A 15,640-nucleotide genomic window follows, 5' to 3' on the forward strand; every position below is an offset into this window, starting at 1 on the left:
ATCAGGATCTGAGCAATTGACTGCAAGCCAATGAAAGATTCATAAACGTAATCTTGGCATTTGCGTTCCGCTGTAGCTGAGTCAGGCTATCTCCCATCGACTGGTAGATCTTTTCCAATACCTCTAAAGAAGCAAATCCTCCAAACTTTTTGATAAAAACACCTTCTTCTCCTTCACGAGACATCAGAGCTTCATCGTCAACTTTAGATAATATTGATTCCCGAATGAGCGAGATGGCAAATTCGAGTTCGTTGCGCTGAGCTGGTTTGGGGCTTTGAGAAAACTGCTCGGTGAGCTTTACCATTTCTGTATAATCACCGCTCAGACACACCCTCATCCAGCTCTGAAATTTCTGATAAGCAACCGACCCTGCATTGTCCAGCTCATCAATAGCCTTACCCAGGCTTCCTCCAGCCAACCTACCGATCTTCTCAGCGGTCTCCGGCACTGCTTCCTTTTCGCTGATAAGATATTCTTTTATGGATCCCTCTTTAAAAGGAGGTATCGTAAATATCTGGGTTCTTGATTTGATAGTGGCCAGCAAGCTGTCATAAGCATAGCTCACCAGCAGGTAAATGGTTTGAGTGGGCGGCTCTTCCAAAACCTTCAGGATACCATTAGCAGCTGAGGGGTGCATAAACTCCGGATACCACATGATCAGGACTTTGAAGTTCCCCTCGAAAGATTTCATGCTGACTGTCCTGATCACTTTGCGGCTATCCTCTTTGGAGATCAGCACATTTTTATTTTCATATCCGTTAAAATTCACCCAGTCATCAATGTTGCCGTATGGTTTTTGTGAGGCAAATTCCCGCCATTTTTTCAGCGTTTCAGCATACAGTTTATCATATTCGGTTGATTTACTTGCTGAAGGCTTGGGGTAAAAGAAATGAACATCCGGATGTACCAGATGGGCCATTTTCTGGCAGGCAGGACATTGACCGCAAGAGTCGTCCTCCTGCTTGTTTTCACAAAGCAAAAAGGTAGCAAACGCCAGAGCCATTGGCAGTCCGCCACCACCTACAGCACTATTAAAAAGCTGTGCGTGAGCAATATGGTTGTTTTTATACGAGGCAACCAGCGATTCTTTTATCTCGGTCAGTCCGGGTATTTCAGCAAACTGCATAGATCATTCGTTTTCCCAAACCCGGGATCGGGCGGTGGAGTCAAAGATATGGTTTAGGATGGCTTTATCAGGTTCATAGAGCTCGATATTTCTTCGTTGCATCACAATTTTGGCAGTGATCAACGCTTTACGAATGTGATGGGTAACAAAACCACTGGCGCCCCCCCAGGAAAATGAGGGGATCATACTTCGTGGGAAACCTTCTCCGAACGTATTAACCGCCACTCCCACGGTAGTCCCTGTATTAAACATGGTGTTGATCGCAGACTTGCTGTGGTCGCCCATGATGAGCCCGCAAAACTGCATGTCGGTTTTCATGAATGTCTCGTGCTCATAGTCCCACATGCTCACCGGATCGTAGTTATTCTTAAGGTTTGAATTGTTGGTGCCTGCACCCAGGTTACACCACTGACCGATCACCGAATTGCCCAAAAACCCATCATGCGCCTTGTTACTATACCCCCACAAGACACTGTTAGAGATCTCCCCTCCGATCTTACAGTACGGCCCTGTGGAACTATCACCTCTTACCTTAGTACCCATACTCACCACACTCGACTCCCCAAGCGCAAAAGGTCCGCGGATCATGGCGCCTTCTTGTATTTCGGCATTCTTACCTATGTAGATAGGTCCGTTTTCGGCATTTAAAATGGCCGCTTTTACTTTCACACCCTCTTCCAGAAAAATATTTTCACCGTAAGTGATCGTATACGGATCCTCGATTTTCCGTGGTGATCTTCCTTTCGTTATCAGCTCATAATCAGCTCTGATCTCCTGACCATTTAGGCGAAAGATGTCCCAGGTTCTCGTTATGGTCTGCGTTGATTGGTCTGAAAACTCTATTTTCAGGTAATCTGCCTCCGTTGGGTTCTCTGCACCCCTTGCAACTAACAATTGCTTTCCCTGGTAAAGGGCTTCTCCCGGTTTAAGGGCCTTTACTTTCTCCACTAAAGGTACTGTAGGTAAAATGCCATCAACAACCCAATAAGAATCATTCCCGGGAGTAATTCTCTGAAATTTAGCCTGTAGATAAGCTTCTGTAAAAAATCCAAACTCATCAACCTGTAAATACCTGATCCATTTTTCAGCTAAAGTCAAAATACCAACCCGCAGGTCAGCAACAGGTCGGGTAAAGGTGAGAGGGTGTAGCCGTTTTCTGGCTTGCGGCTGATCCACAAAAAGAATACTCATGCAGCAAAAATAAAACCTTCATGATTCCATTGTGGCATTAAACGAAAAAAGTCTTCAGGATAACCCTGAAGACTCTCAATTACTTGATATATGTATATAACTACTTGCTTTTCTTGTACTTCTTGTTGAATTTCTCCACTCGACCTGCAGTATCCAAAAAGATCTTCTTTCCAGTGTAAAACGGATGAGATGCAGAGCTAACTTCTATTTTGATCAATGGATATTCATTACCATCTTCCCACTTGATCGTTTCGTCGCTCGTCATAGTCGATTTTGTCAGAAACTTAAAATCACTGGTAGTATCTAAAAAAACCACTTCTTTGTATTCCGGATGAATGTCCTTTTTCATAATTGTTATCTGCTTCTTTTTAAAAAGGAATGCAAAGATAGAATAAAATCTACGACAATCAAAAGTACCTTTTTTAATATTTTTACAACGTGAAGCACCTTATCTCCTTTTTTCTTCTCCTGACAACCAGCTATTTAGCTGCGCAGTCCACTGATATCCCTTTAAATTCCACCGCATATTCCATTCTGGACAAATGGGATGTCCGATCCGAATCGGGAGTTTTTACCACTATCAAACCAATCTCAAGAAGGTATATCTCCACACAAACCCGGAGCCTGAAGCCACAGAACACCGTGGAAAGGTATAATCTCAGCTTCATGAAACTGGAAACGAGAGAGTATCTGGATAGTGTACCTGAAAACCCCAGGCCCTTATGGAATACCCTCTTCAAGTACTCATCTGATTTTTATGCTTATCAGGATCCCGACCTGGATCTGCATATCAATCCCATTGTAGTATTGGGTGGAGGGAAAGATTCTAACACGGAGGATATAATTTTCGAGAACTACCGCGGGCTGGAGGTTCGGGGTACCATAGATGACAAGGTGAGCTTCTATACCATGCTGACGGAAAACCAGGCTCGATACCCCATGTATGTGCGAAATGTAACCGATACCACACTGGGGGTTCCGTACGAAGGATTTTGGAAACAGTACCAGGAAACCGGAGTGGACTTCCTGCGGGCAAAGGCCTATGTAGACTTTAATATCTCCAGACACATCGGCGCTCAATTTGGGTATGGCAAGCACTTTATAGGGGATGGCCGACGTTCATTAATCCTCTCTGATTTTGGTAATAACTACCCCTATCTGAGGCTCAACACCCGAATCTGGAAAATCCAGTACACCAACATTTTCGCTCAGATGGTAGGTGAAACACAGGGCGGCACTTTTGGTCTGCAGGGAACGGGAGCATTTACTAAAAAATACCTGACCAATCATCACCTGAGTGTTCAAATTAAACCAACCCTGACCGTAGGCCTGTTTGAGTCAGTCATCTATGGTGACTCAGTAGACAATAATCTAAAGATTGAATACATGAACCCGGTGATCTTCTACAGGGCGCTCGAGCAGCAGGATGGAAGTGCCGATAATGTGATCATCGGGGCAGATTTTAAATGGAACCTCTGGAACCGGATCTCACTCTACGGACAGTTAGTGATTGATGAGCTTGTTATAAAAGAGGCTATCAACCGTACCGGCTGGTGGGGAAACAAGCAGGGTTTCCAACTTGGCGCAAAGTACTTCGACGTATTTGGCATTGCCAATCTCCATGCCCAGGCCGAATGGAACCAGGTACGGCCTTATGTGTATAGTCACGAAACAAATTTCACTTCGTACAGCCACTACAACCTGGCGCTGGCTCACCCATTGGGGGCCAACTTCCGGGAGCTTTTATTCTCATTGAATTATCGACCACTCCCAAAATTGAGATTGGAGGGTGATATTCTTGTGGCGCAATACGGAAATGATCAGAATAATTTAAGCTATGGCAGGGACATTCTGGAACCTTACCTGCCGGCAAACCGGCCGGGTGATTACGACAATAATTTGCTGCAGGGCGATAAAACTGATCTGGTGATGATCAGAGGACAGGCTAGTTATCAGCTTTATCACAACATGCTCCTCAACCTTAACGGGATCTGGAGAAATGAATCCTCTGAATCCGCGGCTGAAGATTTTAACTCTTCTGTTTTTTCTGTCTCTTTGAGATGGAATTTCCCGGATAGAAGTTATCTGTTCTGATGAGCACCTTTTTCAGAATATTAGGTTATGCACGACCGCTTGGCTGGTATGCTCCACAGTACCTGGTACTGATAGTGCTGGCAACCATCTTCAGTGTGGTCAATTTTGCGGTGATGATCCCACTCTTACAGGTGCTTTTTGAAACCTCCGAGGCACAACTGGTACATCAGCTTCCTGAGTTTTCATTTACCATTTCATATTTCAAAAACCTTTTTTATTACCAGCTTACCCAGCTGATGGAAGTCAAAGGAAAGGTCTATGCCCTCTACTTTATATGCGGAGTGGCTATAGGGTCTGTTTTCCTTTCCAACCTGTTCAGGTATTTATCCCAGCTGATCGTTGCCAGGATCCGGGTAAACCTGATCCGTAACCTCCGCAATGCACTGTACCAGCATATCGTTCAGCTGGAGCTGTCCTATTTTACCGAGCACCGCAAAGGGGACATTATTTCAAGGATAACAGGAGACGTAACGGAAGTAGAACAATCAATAGTTCAATCTCTGAAAGTTTTCATCCGGGAACCGTTCCTGATCCTGGGCTATTTCATTGCGCTTTTCAGCATGTCTTACCAGCTAACTTTGTACACGTTGATCCTGATCCCGATCTCCGGCACGTTAATATCTATTTTAACAAAACACCTTAAACGGAGCGCCACAAAATCTCAGCGGGCACTGGGAAAAATTAACAGCTCACTGGACGAAAGCCTGAGCGGGATGCGGATCATAAAAGCTTTTGGGGCTATCAATTACATGATGGGAAAATTTCGGCGAAATATCAATCAGTATGCCCGCTACAACTTCAAAATGGCCACCCGATCCAACCTTGCTGCGCCGCTCTCGGAGTTTCTGGGAGTGTCTGTGCTAAGTATGATCCTGCTGATCGGTGGCACCATGGTACTGAACGACTCATCTTCACTTGATGCAGCAGAATTTATTGGCTTCCTCCTCATCTTCGCCCAGGTGCTCAATCCGGCAAAAGCGCTTTCCGCAGCTTTTGGGACTGTAAATCGAGGTGTAGCTGCCGGGGAGCGGGTATTTGAACTCCTGGATACTCAACCTGTAATAAAGGATAAGAAAAACGCTAAGCCCGTAAAGTCCTTTGATAGTGGGATACAATTTGAGCATGTAAGCTTCTCATACGAGCAAAAACCCGTCCTCAAAAACATCAATTTAGAAATCAAAAAAGGATCGGCTGTGGCACTGGTAGGTCCTTCCGGGGGAGGAAAATCCACACTTACGGATCTCATTCTGCGGTTCTATGACCCCTCGGCCGGGAGGATACTTCTGGATGGTCAGGACCTGAGAGACCTGCGGTCAGATGACTTGCTGAACCTGATCGGCGTAGTCAGCCAGGAAACCATTCTGTTTAATGACACAGTGGAAAGCAATATTGCTTTCGGGACAGAAACCGCATCGCAGGAAGCCATAGAAAATGCTGCAAAAATTGCCAATGCTCATGAGTTTATTACGGAAATGGATAATGGATACCACACCAATATTGGTGAACGGGGCAACAAGCTCTCCGGCGGCCAGCGACAGCGCATCAGCATAGCGCGAGCCATCCTCAAAAACCCTCCCATACTGATTCTGGATGAAGCCACAAGCTCGCTGGATTCAGAATCCGAAAAGGCCGTTCAGCAGGCCATCACCAACCTGATGAAAGACCGGACAGCCATTATTATTGCCCACCGCATCAGCACTGTCCAACATGCAGACAAAATCCTCGTAATAGATAATGGAGAAATTGTTCAGGAAGGCACTCATAAAACATTGACCCGAACCAGCGGTTTGTATAAAAAGCTCTCGGAGATACAGGCTTTTTAAGCCTTCATCCAAAAAGATTAGATGAGACACAATTAATTTTCTAACTTTTCGCCCTATTATAAGCGAGCAAATGAGAAAGTTCAAAATATTTTTTTATCCGGTATACCTGGTGATCGCCTTTCTGGTACTCTATTTCAGTATAGATATCCTGGCCAACATGGATGTTTACAAGGAAAAGGTGGATTTTACCATGCTTAGAAAGCTACCGGAATACCTTTTATATCTGCTACTGGTCGTCAGTATCCTGATGATCACAGAGCTGGTTTCTGAAAACTTTCACCTCATTACCATGCGCCGCAAGGTTCGTCAGGCAGAAGAGGAAGTTTTGCGACTAAAGGCAAAGCTTTATGATCGGACTCAGGACTCACACGCTGAACCAGAGGATGATGAGGAAGACGAGGAGGTGAGCAAGAGTGACCCGGATAATGAGAACGATGAGGATGAAGGAGAAGAGGACAAGGAAGACGAATACAAACTAGCTTAGGTCGGGCATTTGGTATGAAGAAAACCATCCTGGCCGAACTCCAAGAAGCACAAAAAACGCTTGACGCCTTTCTTTCTGATGATAAAAACCTCCGGGCTGTTGAGGAAGCGGCCGTGCTACTTTCAGCATGCATCAAAAACGGCGGCAAAATTATTGCTGCCGGCAATGGAGGATCTCATTGTGATGCCATGCATTTTGCCGAAGAGCTAACCGGAAGATTTAGAGAAGACCGAAAATCCCTGCCAGCCTTAGCCATTTCAGATGCTACCCATATGAGCTGTGTGGCTAATGACTATGGTTTTGATGCGGTTTTTTCTCGTTTTATTGAAAGCCTTGGCCGTCCTGATGATGCCTTTTTAGCTATCAGCACCAGTGGCAACTCCCAAAACATCCTAAACGCCGTACATGCTGCTCACGAGAAAGGGATAAAGGTGGTGGCTCTAACCGGGCATGATGGTGGTAAGCTGGCTGACCTGGCGGATGTAGAGGTCAATGTTCCGCACTTTGGCTATTCCGACCGAATTCAGGAAGTGCACATCAAAGTAATCCATATTTTAATTCAGCTGATTGAAGAGGCTGTTTAGTTAAATACAATCTCGAGATTCTCAATCATTATCTCTTCTCTTTCCCATTTTATGCTATCTTCGAACCCATGCTTGCAAAGACCTATGGAAGTGCTGTCTATGGTGTAAATGCGTACACCATAACCGTAGAGATCAATGTCGGACAAGGGACCAAGTTTCTCATGGTAGGGCTCCCCGATTCAGCTGTAAAAGAAAGCGAACAACGTGTGGATTCTGCCTTAAAACACATTGGTTACAAAATGCCCCGCCAAAAGATCGTCATAAACCTCGCGCCTGCAGATATCAAAAAGGAAGGTTCTTCCTATGACTTACCTATTGCATTGGGAATCTTACAAGCTTCCGGGCAGGTAGAGTTTCCTGAGCTGGAAAAATACGTGATCATGGGAGAGCTTTCTCTAGATGGAATACTGCGACCAATCAAAGGCGCATTACCAATAGCTATTGAAGCACGCAAAAAGGGATTTAGCGGATTTATACTTCCCATGGAAAATGCTTCTGAAGCAGCAATCGTAGATGATCTGGACGTCATAGGAGTAGAAACCCTACAGGAGGCTATAGGACACCTCGATGGCTCTGAAGTATTAAAACCACTGGATTATGATACCAGGGACGTGTTTTTCCATGATCTGGATCAAGTAGATTCTGATTTTGCGGATGTACAGGGTCAGGAAAACATCAAACGGGCCATGGAGATTGCTGCGGCCGGGGGACACAACGTAATCATGATCGGTCCCCCGGGAGCGGGTAAAACCATGCTTGCCAAAAGGTTGCCGTCTATTCTACCACCCTTATCACTGCATGAGGCTTTGGAAACTACAAAAATCCACTCTGTAGCTGGCAGGCTGGGGGATAATGCAAAACTCATTTCTAACAGGCCATTCAGAAGTCCACACCACACGATCTCAGATGTTGCATTGGTTGGCGGAGGGGGTATTCCACAGCCCGGCGAGATCTCATTGGCCAATAATGGCGTACTGTTTTTAGATGAACTCCCGGAGTTTCAGCGGACGGTGCTTGAAGTGATGCGCCAGCCACTGGAAGAGCGAAGGGTGACTATCTCCAGAGCCAAAGTATCCCTGGATTACCCGGCTAACTTCATGTTGATAGCCAGTATGAACCCATGTCCATGCGGTTATTACAATCACCCGGAGAAAGAATGTGTCTGTGCGCCGGGTGTTGTACAACGATACCTGAATAAAGTAAGCGGGCCCCTTCTGGACCGGATAGACATTCATGTAGAAGTAACTCCTGTGTCATTTGACCAGATGACTGCAGACCGGAAAGCTGAGTCAAGCCTTGAGATTCGAGAGCGGGTGATCAGCGCCAGAGATATCCAGCGAAAGCGGTTTAAAGAAAACCCTGAAATCTTCAACAACGCCATGATGGGGTCCACCCAAAGCAAAGAAGTTTGTAAGATCAATGCCGCAGGTAAAACACTGCTCAAAACAGCCATGGAAAAGCTGGGCCTTTCTGCGAGAGCTTACGACCGGATCCTGAAAGTATCGCGAACCATCGCTGACCTGGCCGAGAGTGAAGAGATCAAAATCGAGCATTTAGCTGAAGCAATCCAATACAGGAGTCTGGATCGTGAAGGCTGGGCAGGCTAAAAAAACAGGTGAAACGTCGAAAAATCCACTTAAAATTTTACAGAAATAAAATTTTCAATCTTTTATTTCGATTATAGCGTTTTGCCTCATAAAAAGTGATAAAAACTCAACCTTAAGACTTCTTTTTCGTAATTTTACTGAACTAACCTTACTTAAACTGAAACGACTAGTCTCCATATCGATCCTTTTCGTCGCACTCTTTCTGGTGGGACCTGCATATGCAAGTACCAATAACAACACAGAAAATACGGGCGAATCAAAAAATACAGGCACTACAGAAGAAGGTAAAAAAGAAGAACTTAAAGAAAACCAGCCTGAAGGACAAAGTCCGGCCCCTGTGGTGAAGATCATACCTGAAGAGACGGAGACAGAGGTATTAAAGAAAAGTCAGGATAGCACTACCATTAACTCACTCAGCAAATTCAATTTTGTTTTTTACTTTATCTATAAGCTGAAGTATAACGAAGACCCCGTAGGCAACGAATATCAATTTTAATTATACTCTTTGATAAAGGTCTCTATGTCTTTCAGGGTAATTTTACCTTCGTAAAAAGCTTTTCCGAAGATCACTCCATATACCCCAAGGTCTTCCAACTGCTTGATATCTTCCATATTCCGCACTCCACCGCTGGCAAAAATGCAAAGCTCAGGAAAGCGCTTCATCAAATCCTTATATAAATCAAAGGAAGGTCCTTCAAGTGCACCGTCTCTTGAGATGTCTGTAGTCTTCAAATACTTCAACCCCCGATCATAAAAATACTGAACATGATCAATGAGATCAATCTTTGTGTCCTTTTGCCAGCCACCTATTTTTATCAAGCCATTTAGTGCATCGGCCCCCAGGGCGATTTTTTCACGGCCATAAGACATAATCCATGAAGCAAAAAGCTCCTTATTATAGGCTGCAATAGTAGCTGCTGTGATGTCAGAAGCTCCATATTCCAGGGATTTCAGTATAGCCCCGTCCGTATGCAATCCCCCTGCAAAATTAATCTTGAGATCTGTGTGGCCGGCTATCATTTCCAGCGTAGGGTAGTTGACCGGCGAACCTTGTTTGGCGCCTTCCAGATCTATAAGGTGAATCCTGGAAACGCCATGGTCAACGAAACGTTCCGCGACATCCAGCGGACTGACATCATAGACCTTTTCGTTTTCGTAATCTCCCTGAGTGAGTCGAATGGTTCTACCCTTAATGACGGAAATGGAAGGGACTAAAAGCATAGGTTCAAGTTGGGGCTTAAAAGTTTGAAATCCGCTTCTCAAGATAAAAAACGGGCTGGTTAATGTTTCTCAGCGGTCACAAATATACCGAATGGAAATCAATTTAGGTGAACCATCTTAAACCCCTCTCCATGTACTGTCAACAGCTTCAGTGACTCTTCCTCCTTAAGGTATTTGCGGAGCTTGGCAATGTACACATCCATACTTCTGGCATTGAAATAGGAGTCATCTTTCCAGATCTTTTTCAAAGCTATACTACGATTGACCGTTTGATTGAGGTTTTCTAAAAACAATTTGAGCAGCTCATTTTCCTTTGTCGTAAGTTTGATCTCACCCGAAGGCATTACCAGCTTGTTTTGGGCATATTCATAGCTCAGACTACCAATTTTTACCTCCCTGGGAAGGTCTTTGTCCTGATCCTCTTTCATGGTCCTGTTGAGGACTGCCTTGATCCTCATAAGCAGCACCTCCATACTAAACGGCTTTGTGATGTAATCATCCGCCCCGATCTTGAAGCCCTGGAGGATGTCCTCTTTCATGGATTTTGCCGTGAGAAAAATAATGGGGATCTCCGGCTCAATTTCTTTGATCTCAGATGCGAGCTGAAATCCGTCCTTCTTCGGCATCATCAGGTCGAGGACACATAAGTCGAATTTACCCGGCTGAAATTTACGCACCCCTTCTTCTCCGTCTTTACAAAGGGTGGTTTCATATCCTTTGAGGCTCAAGTACTCATTAAGGATCTGACCCAGGTTGGGGTCATCTTCGGCCACTAATAGTCTAGGCTTCTCCATGGTGTAGCGGTAATGATATGGTAAACTTACTTCCTTTTCCCGGTTCGCTTTCCACAGAGATGGACCCATGGTGTAGCTCGGTCATGGTCTTCACATAAGCCAGTCCCAGACCAAAGCCTTTCACATCGTGGATATTTCCTGTAGGCACACGGTAAAATTTCTGAAAAATATGATTGATCGCCTCTTTGGTCATACCAATGCCATGGTCCTGAACGGCTATCATCAGCTGATCCGTTTTATTGTACAGCCGAATGGATATGGCGGGAGACTCGGGTGAATATTTATTAGCATTGTCCAGCAGGTTGACCAAAATGTTTGTCAAATGGGTTTTGTCTCCAAAGACCGTTTTTCGGTCCGCATTGTCAATAAACTTAATCTGCCCCCCACGTTTTTCTACCTGGATGGAGGTCTTATCGATAGCTGCTGCTACCATTGATTCCATATCCAATGCCTCGCATTTCAGTTCAATATCGTTTTTATCCAGAGCGGCCATGTTTAGCACACGTTCCACCTGCTCACCCAACCGCTTATTTTCATCAGATATGACCTTAAGGTAGCGATCTTTCAGTCCGGGAGATTCGTTAATTTCTTTATCACTCAGAGCTTCGCTGGCCAGGGAAATGGTGGCGATCGGCGTTTTTAGCTCATGGGTCATGTTATTGATGAAGTCATTCTTCATCTCAGAAAGTTTTTTCTGACGAATGATGGTGTGTATGGAATACCCGAAAGAAAAGATAATGATCAACACCAGAAATCCTGAGCTGGCCATGGTCAACCAGATCTTCTTTAATAAAAACTGCTGCTTATCCGGGAAATTGACGACCAGCCAGTTTGGGTCTCCCATCAGGTCATTGGGAAAAAGATTTGCTCTTAGTTCACTTTCCTGAAGCTCTTCCTTAGCCTTCTGGTTTTTTAATAAAACAAATCGATTTTGCACAGGGGATATCACCGCATAGTCAAATCCAATATCTATTCCCCGATCTGCCAATTCAAACTCAAGCAATGAATCCAGCTGGCCGGGGTTGAAACGGGAAAGCACCGAACGCTCAGGGAGCAGTACATTTTCCAGCACCTGAAATACCATCTCTGACTTCCGCGTGACACGCTCCATTTGCTCCCGAAAGGCACGCATCTCACGTTCATTCTGTTCCTGAAGTTTTCTTAGTCGGGCTTTTTCCTGATCGGGCATTTCCTGTATCTGCACTTCAGACCTTGTGATGGCTCCGGTCTGAAAGTCAAAATAAATATTAAACCCAAACTCGCCTTCTACGACAGAATCCCTGGTAGTGGTGACCGGTCTGGGAGAATCACTCTGGTTCTGGTTATTGGTTCTGTAGTTCCAGGTGGCAGGAGGTGTCTGAAACGGATTGGCAGAAGCATAAGCCATTCGTTGATGATAAGTGAATAATGCCTCTTGCTTTTCAAGTTTTTCTGATACTGAGTGCAGGGCCTCCAAAACATCTCGCTTAAAGCGCTCCTCGTTTGACCGAATGACAGAATCTATCCAGTACCACTGAAAGCCGATCAGGCCCAGCAGCGCCACACTCATCATCCCAATGATCCATCGTATAGTTGTGCGCTTCATCTGTTTAAAATTGTGACAACCCCTGAGATTTGGCACACGGCTTAATTGTGCTCCTGTGTCTCAATAATTATTCCAGGCATAGCCTGTTTCATCCCTACAAAAATACGGCGAAAATGCCCTCAAGATGCTCAATTAACCATTTTTAACATTCATTAACCGGCATTTAACAGCTGCGCATTTAAGATCCGCGTACATTCGAATGACACTTTGGGTAACCCAAAGTACACCGACTTTAAAAAAAGCAAGTGAATATGATGAAAAGAACTTTCACTAAACCAATGATCGGCTTTCTGGTAATGATTCTGTTTGGGTTAGCTACCCAGGCACAGGACAAAGACAGCCAGATCAGAGTAAAGATCACCAGAGAGATCGATGGTGAGCAAAAAACGTATGAAGGTTCCTACGAGTCTGAGGAACAAATGCGGGCGGATGAAAACCTGAAAGAATTCATGGGTGAAGACGACCAGGTCAATTTCTTTTTCAGGCACCCAAACCAATATGGTGTGTTTGAGGGTGATGAAGACGAAGGTGATAATCATTACTCCTTCCGATTTGGGAATGAAGATGGTAAAGACACATTTGCCGAACACTTTAGGATGATCCACCCAAACGACTCAATGATGAAGGAGTTTGAGATCAGGATGGAAGAGCTCCATAAACATATGAGTGAGATGGACGAAGAGATGCGTAAGAAGCTGGAAAAACTCAATTATGGCCACTTCAAGGTCTTTGGATTTGATGATGATGCTTTTGATTTCAGCTGGTCCGACTCTCTTGCCAAGGAGATGGAAATTCGTGTCAGCAAGGAACTGCAAGAGATGGACGAAGGGATGCAGCGAGCCATAGAGATCTCCGTAAAAAAGATCATCAAAATAACGGAAGATGTTGGGGAAGAATTTGGCAAAAAGGGAACGGTCAAAGAAAGCAACAAGCTAAACCTTGAGGATCTCAGCTATTACCCGAACCCATCACCAAATGGGCGGTTTAAACTACGCTTTAAAACTCCCGGAGAAGGAGCGCTTTCGATCAAAGTCTACAACCTGGATGGAAAAGAAGTATTTAACCGGTATTTCGAGCGCTTTAGCGGGCTTTACTCTGAGACAGTAGATCTTTCCCGACAAGAGGAGGGCACCTACCTCCTGGAAGTGCAACAAGAAGGTAAGCGACTAACCAGAAAAATTGTGATCAACTAATGTAAACCCCACGCCGTGGTGATTGCGGATCTCCAGGTCCGGGTCAGCTTTCAGGTATTTACGGAGCCTGGATATAAATACATCCAGGCTTCTTCCTTTAAAATAATCGTTCTCTCCCCAGATCTTTACCAAAATATCTTCCCGCTTAAGGAGTTTATTTCGGCTCTCAATAAGCATCGTTAAAAGGTCTGCCTCCATTTGGGTAAGGCTCACCTGGGTATCGGGTCCCATGATCCGCAGGTTCTTATCATCAAATTTAAGCTTCCCTAAGGTGAGGAAGTTTTCACCTGCAGATACATCCACTTTTCTCCTTAAAAAAACCCTGACCCTGTAAGTAAGCTCGCTGATCGAAAACGGCTTGGTGATATAATCATCTCCACCAATCTCAAAACCTCTGAGACGATCTTCCTCCATGGACTTAGCCGTCAGAAAAAGAATCGGGATAAACTCATCATAGGTACGGATCCGGGTCGCCAGGGAAAATCCATCCATTTTTGGCATCATCACATCTATCACACAGCAGTCAAACTGGTGATCTTTAAAGGCCCGGAGCGCTGATTCGCCATCTTTGGCATGTACCACATCAAAGCCCTCTAGCTGAAAGTGGTCTTCCACTACAAACCCCAGATTCTCATCATCTTCTGCCAGTAAGATCTTTGGTTTCATACAAAAGGAATGGTTAGTGTAAATGTCGTTTCATCGCCGGTTGAGTGTACGTGGATGCTCCCATGGAAAGTCCTCACTGCACTTTTCACAAAATACAAGCCCAGCCCAAAACCTTTTACATCATGCCTGTCGCCCTTTTGTATTCTATAAAACTTTCTGAAAATCCTCTTTTGGTCTTTTGAAGATATGATGGGTCCATCATTAAGTACCATAACTTTCAGTTTATCGCCTGCCTCTACTACTTTCACCTCCACTTTTGACTCTCCGTACTTTGTGGCATTATCCAGCAGATTGAATACGATATTTTCAAAGAGCATGGGGTCTCCTTTTATCTTTTTACCTGAAAGCCGAATATGGTCTGTAATCGGGATTCCGGGGGTCATGCGAAAACGATCAATCAGCATTTTTATAACCTCCTCCGGCTCAATAAGCTCAATCCTTTTCTGGTTTTTATGGTCCAGGAGCGATGTTTCTAAAAGCTGCTGTACGTGCTTTTGTAGTCGGTCGGTCTCAGATAAAACGATGCCCGCATAGCGTTTCTGTCTTTCGGAGGCAGATTCATTTAACAAGACTTCTGAGGAGACTTTGAGTGTGGCCAGGGGTGTTTTAAACTCGTGAGTCATATTGTTGATAAAATCACGCTGGATCTCACCAAGTCTTTTCTGCCGAAGGATGACGAAAAGGGCGTACGTGAAAAAGATCAGCACCACCACAGTCAGGACTGTTGTTACCTTCCAGACCCCCAGACTATTGACGATACCGCCGCTTTTTCCCGGAAAATACACTCCAAAATAATATTCATCATTGATAAGTTTGGGTAAAGAGCCTTTGGGTTCGGTTTTTTGTTTTTCCTGGTCTTTCAGAGAAACAAAATCCCCATAGACCATTCGGTCTGTCTGGCAGTCATACACCCCAAACTCATAATCCTGCTTGATATTACGTTTTTGCAGTTCGGCTTTCAGAAGGTAGTCCAGGGAGCTGATATCGATCTTATAGTTTGTCCGCGCGATAAAATAATTATTTGACAACTGATCAATCGGATCGTTGGAGGGGATATCATTTCCATTAATCTGGCATAGAGACTCTACAACATTCCGAAGAGCCATCTGCACAGAAAGCTTGAATTGCTCTTCCTGGCGATCTATGGCCTGCGAAACCCAATAAACCTGGATGGCTACTATAGCTGCCATGGTCAAACCACCAATCACTACTAAGAGCCGTATGGGTAGATTTTTCATCTTATTTACTACTTGATCCTTCTAATTAAACGGT

General features: G+C 44.7%; 15 protein-coding genes. 7 read left to right on the forward strand and 8 right to left on the reverse strand.

Annotation, left to right across the window (positions count from 1 at the left end; all coding sequences use genetic code 11):
* Position 1: 1 nt before the first annotated feature.
* The 3 genes from AC3E9V_RS25305 to AC3E9V_RS25315 form a co-directional block, all read right to left on the reverse strand.
* A complete protein-coding gene (locus AC3E9V_RS25305) occupies positions 2 to 1,126 on the reverse strand; it encodes a DNA polymerase III subunit (protein ID WP_488750962.1) in 1,125 nt (374 codons plus the stop codon).
* A 3-nt stretch (positions 1,127 to 1,129) separates the two neighbouring features.
* Positions 1,130 to 2,317, reverse strand: coding sequence for a GlmU family protein (locus AC3E9V_RS25310; protein ID WP_488750963.1), 1,188 nt, complete (start codon positions 2,315 to 2,317; stop codon positions 1,130 to 1,132).
* Between the two features lie 100 nt (positions 2,318 to 2,417).
* Positions 2,418 to 2,666 carry a type B 50S ribosomal protein L31 gene (locus AC3E9V_RS25315; RefSeq protein ID WP_488750964.1) on the reverse strand — a complete coding sequence of 83 codons (249 nt, stop codon included), beginning with the start codon at positions 2,664 to 2,666 and terminating at the stop codon, positions 2,418 to 2,420.
* An 89-nt stretch (positions 2,667 to 2,755) separates the two neighbouring features.
* On the opposite strand from AC3E9V_RS25315, the gene AC3E9V_RS25320 reads away from it, so the two are divergent.
* The 6 genes from AC3E9V_RS25320 (at position 2,756) to AC3E9V_RS25345 (ending at position 9,405) form a co-directional block, all read left to right on the forward strand.
* Entirely contained in the window at positions 2,756 to 4,411 is a 1,656-nt protein-coding gene (locus AC3E9V_RS25320; protein ID WP_488750965.1) for a hypothetical protein, read from the forward strand.
* Positions 4,411 to 6,234, forward strand: a complete 1,824-nt coding sequence (locus tag AC3E9V_RS25325; protein WP_488750966.1) for an ABC transporter ATP-binding protein — start codon at positions 4,411 to 4,413, stop codon at positions 6,232 to 6,234. Before AC3E9V_RS25320 ends, AC3E9V_RS25325 begins: the two co-directional genes overlap by 1 nt.
* 70 nt (positions 6,235 to 6,304) lie before the next feature.
* Positions 6,305 to 6,718 carry a hypothetical protein gene (locus AC3E9V_RS25330; RefSeq protein ID WP_488750967.1) on the forward strand — a complete coding sequence of 138 codons (414 nt, stop codon included), beginning with the start codon at positions 6,305 to 6,307 and terminating at the stop codon, positions 6,716 to 6,718.
* A 14-nt stretch (positions 6,719 to 6,732) separates the two neighbouring features.
* Complete coding sequence (lpcA, locus tag AC3E9V_RS25335) at positions 6,733 to 7,302, forward strand: D-sedoheptulose 7-phosphate isomerase (protein ID WP_488750968.1); 570 nt, start codon at positions 6,733 to 6,735, stop codon at positions 7,300 to 7,302.
* Between the two features lie 68 nt (positions 7,303 to 7,370).
* The gene (locus AC3E9V_RS25340) at positions 7,371 to 8,909 is read left to right on the forward strand and encodes a YifB family Mg chelatase-like AAA ATPase (RefSeq protein ID WP_488750969.1); all 1,539 of its coding nucleotides are present in this window, start codon (positions 7,371 to 7,373) and stop codon (positions 8,907 to 8,909) included.
* Positions 8,910 to 9,114: 205 nt separating this feature from the next.
* The gene (locus AC3E9V_RS25345) at positions 9,115 to 9,405 is read left to right on the forward strand and encodes a hypothetical protein (RefSeq protein WP_488750970.1); all 291 of its coding nucleotides are present in this window, start codon (positions 9,115 to 9,117) and stop codon (positions 9,403 to 9,405) included.
* Here the strand turns inward: AC3E9V_RS25345 and AC3E9V_RS25350 are convergent.
* From AC3E9V_RS25350 to AC3E9V_RS25360, 3 genes are all read right to left on the reverse strand, one after another.
* Positions 9,402 to 10,130, reverse strand: coding sequence for a 1-(5-phosphoribosyl)-5-[(5-phosphoribosylamino)methylideneamino]imidazole-4-carboxamide isomerase (locus AC3E9V_RS25350; RefSeq protein ID WP_488750971.1), 729 nt, complete (start codon positions 10,128 to 10,130; stop codon positions 9,402 to 9,404). The genes AC3E9V_RS25345 and AC3E9V_RS25350 overlap by 4 nt on opposite strands.
* Positions 10,131 to 10,228: 98 nt before the next feature.
* Entirely contained in the window at positions 10,229 to 10,924 is a 696-nt protein-coding gene (locus AC3E9V_RS25355; RefSeq protein ID WP_488750972.1) for a response regulator transcription factor, read from the reverse strand.
* Complete coding sequence (locus AC3E9V_RS25360) at positions 10,911 to 12,509, reverse strand: sensor histidine kinase (protein ID WP_488750973.1); 1,599 nt, start codon at positions 12,507 to 12,509, stop codon at positions 10,911 to 10,913. Before AC3E9V_RS25360 ends, AC3E9V_RS25355 begins: the two co-directional genes overlap by 14 nt.
* 251 nt (positions 12,510 to 12,760) lie before the next feature.
* On the opposite strand from AC3E9V_RS25360, the gene AC3E9V_RS25365 reads away from it, so the two are divergent.
* A complete protein-coding gene (locus AC3E9V_RS25365; protein ID WP_488750974.1) occupies positions 12,761 to 13,702 on the forward strand; it encodes a T9SS type A sorting domain-containing protein in 942 nt (313 codons plus the stop codon).
* On the opposite strand, the gene AC3E9V_RS25370 is transcribed toward AC3E9V_RS25365, so the two are convergent.
* Together AC3E9V_RS25370 and AC3E9V_RS25375 are read right to left on the reverse strand one after the other, a co-directional pair.
* Complete coding sequence (locus AC3E9V_RS25370; protein WP_488750975.1) at positions 13,676 to 14,368, reverse strand: response regulator transcription factor; 693 nt, start codon at positions 14,366 to 14,368, stop codon at positions 13,676 to 13,678. The genes AC3E9V_RS25365 and AC3E9V_RS25370 overlap by 27 nt on opposite strands.
* Positions 14,365 to 15,606, reverse strand: coding sequence for a sensor histidine kinase (locus AC3E9V_RS25375; RefSeq protein WP_488750976.1), 1,242 nt, complete (start codon positions 15,604 to 15,606; stop codon positions 14,365 to 14,367). The genes AC3E9V_RS25370 and AC3E9V_RS25375 overlap by 4 nt, the downstream gene beginning before the upstream one ends.
* Positions 15,607 to 15,640: the final 34 nt, after the last annotated feature.

The sequence above is a fragment of the Marinoscillum sp. HNIBRBA16962 genome, from assembly GCF_057801515.1.

Excerpts from the sequence above, each read along its gene's own strand:
- AC3E9V_RS25350 (WP_488750971.1), bottom strand. The coding sequence starts at position 10,130 with ATGCTTTTAGTCCCTTCCATTTCCGTCATTAAGGGTAGAACCATTCGA.
- AC3E9V_RS25305 (WP_488750962.1), bottom strand. The coding sequence starts at position 1,126 with ATGCAGTTTGCTGAAATACCCGGACTGACCGAGATAAAAGAATCGCTG.
- AC3E9V_RS25330 (WP_488750967.1), top strand. The coding sequence starts at position 6,305 with ATGAGAAAGTTCAAAATATTTTTTTATCCGGTATACCTGGTGATCGCC.
- AC3E9V_RS25365 (WP_488750974.1), top strand. The coding sequence starts at position 12,761 with ATGATGAAAAGAACTTTCACTAAACCAATGATCGGCTTTCTGGTAATG.
- AC3E9V_RS25355 (WP_488750972.1), bottom strand. The coding sequence starts at position 10,924 with ATGGAGAAGCCTAGACTATTAGTGGCCGAAGATGACCCCAACCTGGGT.
- AC3E9V_RS25310 (WP_488750963.1), bottom strand. The coding sequence starts at position 2,317 with ATGAGTATTCTTTTTGTGGATCAGCCGCAAGCCAGAAAACGGCTACAC.
- AC3E9V_RS25315 (WP_488750964.1), bottom strand. The coding sequence starts at position 2,666 with ATGAAAAAGGACATTCATCCGGAATACAAAGAAGTGGTTTTTTTAGAT.
- AC3E9V_RS25360 (WP_488750973.1), bottom strand. The coding sequence starts at position 12,509 with ATGAAGCGCACAACTATACGATGGATCATTGGGATGATGAGTGTGGCG.
- lpcA (WP_488750968.1), top strand. The coding sequence starts at position 6,733 with ATGAAGAAAACCATCCTGGCCGAACTCCAAGAAGCACAAAAAACGCTT.
- AC3E9V_RS25370 (WP_488750975.1), bottom strand. The coding sequence starts at position 14,368 with ATGAAACCAAAGATCTTACTGGCAGAAGATGATGAGAATCTGGGGTTT.
- AC3E9V_RS25375 (WP_488750976.1), bottom strand. The coding sequence starts at position 15,606 with ATGAAAAATCTACCCATACGGCTCTTAGTAGTGATTGGTGGTTTGACC.
- AC3E9V_RS25340 (WP_488750969.1), top strand. The coding sequence starts at position 7,371 with ATGCTTGCAAAGACCTATGGAAGTGCTGTCTATGGTGTAAATGCGTAC.
- AC3E9V_RS25325 (WP_488750966.1), top strand. The coding sequence starts at position 4,411 with ATGAGCACCTTTTTCAGAATATTAGGTTATGCACGACCGCTTGGCTGG.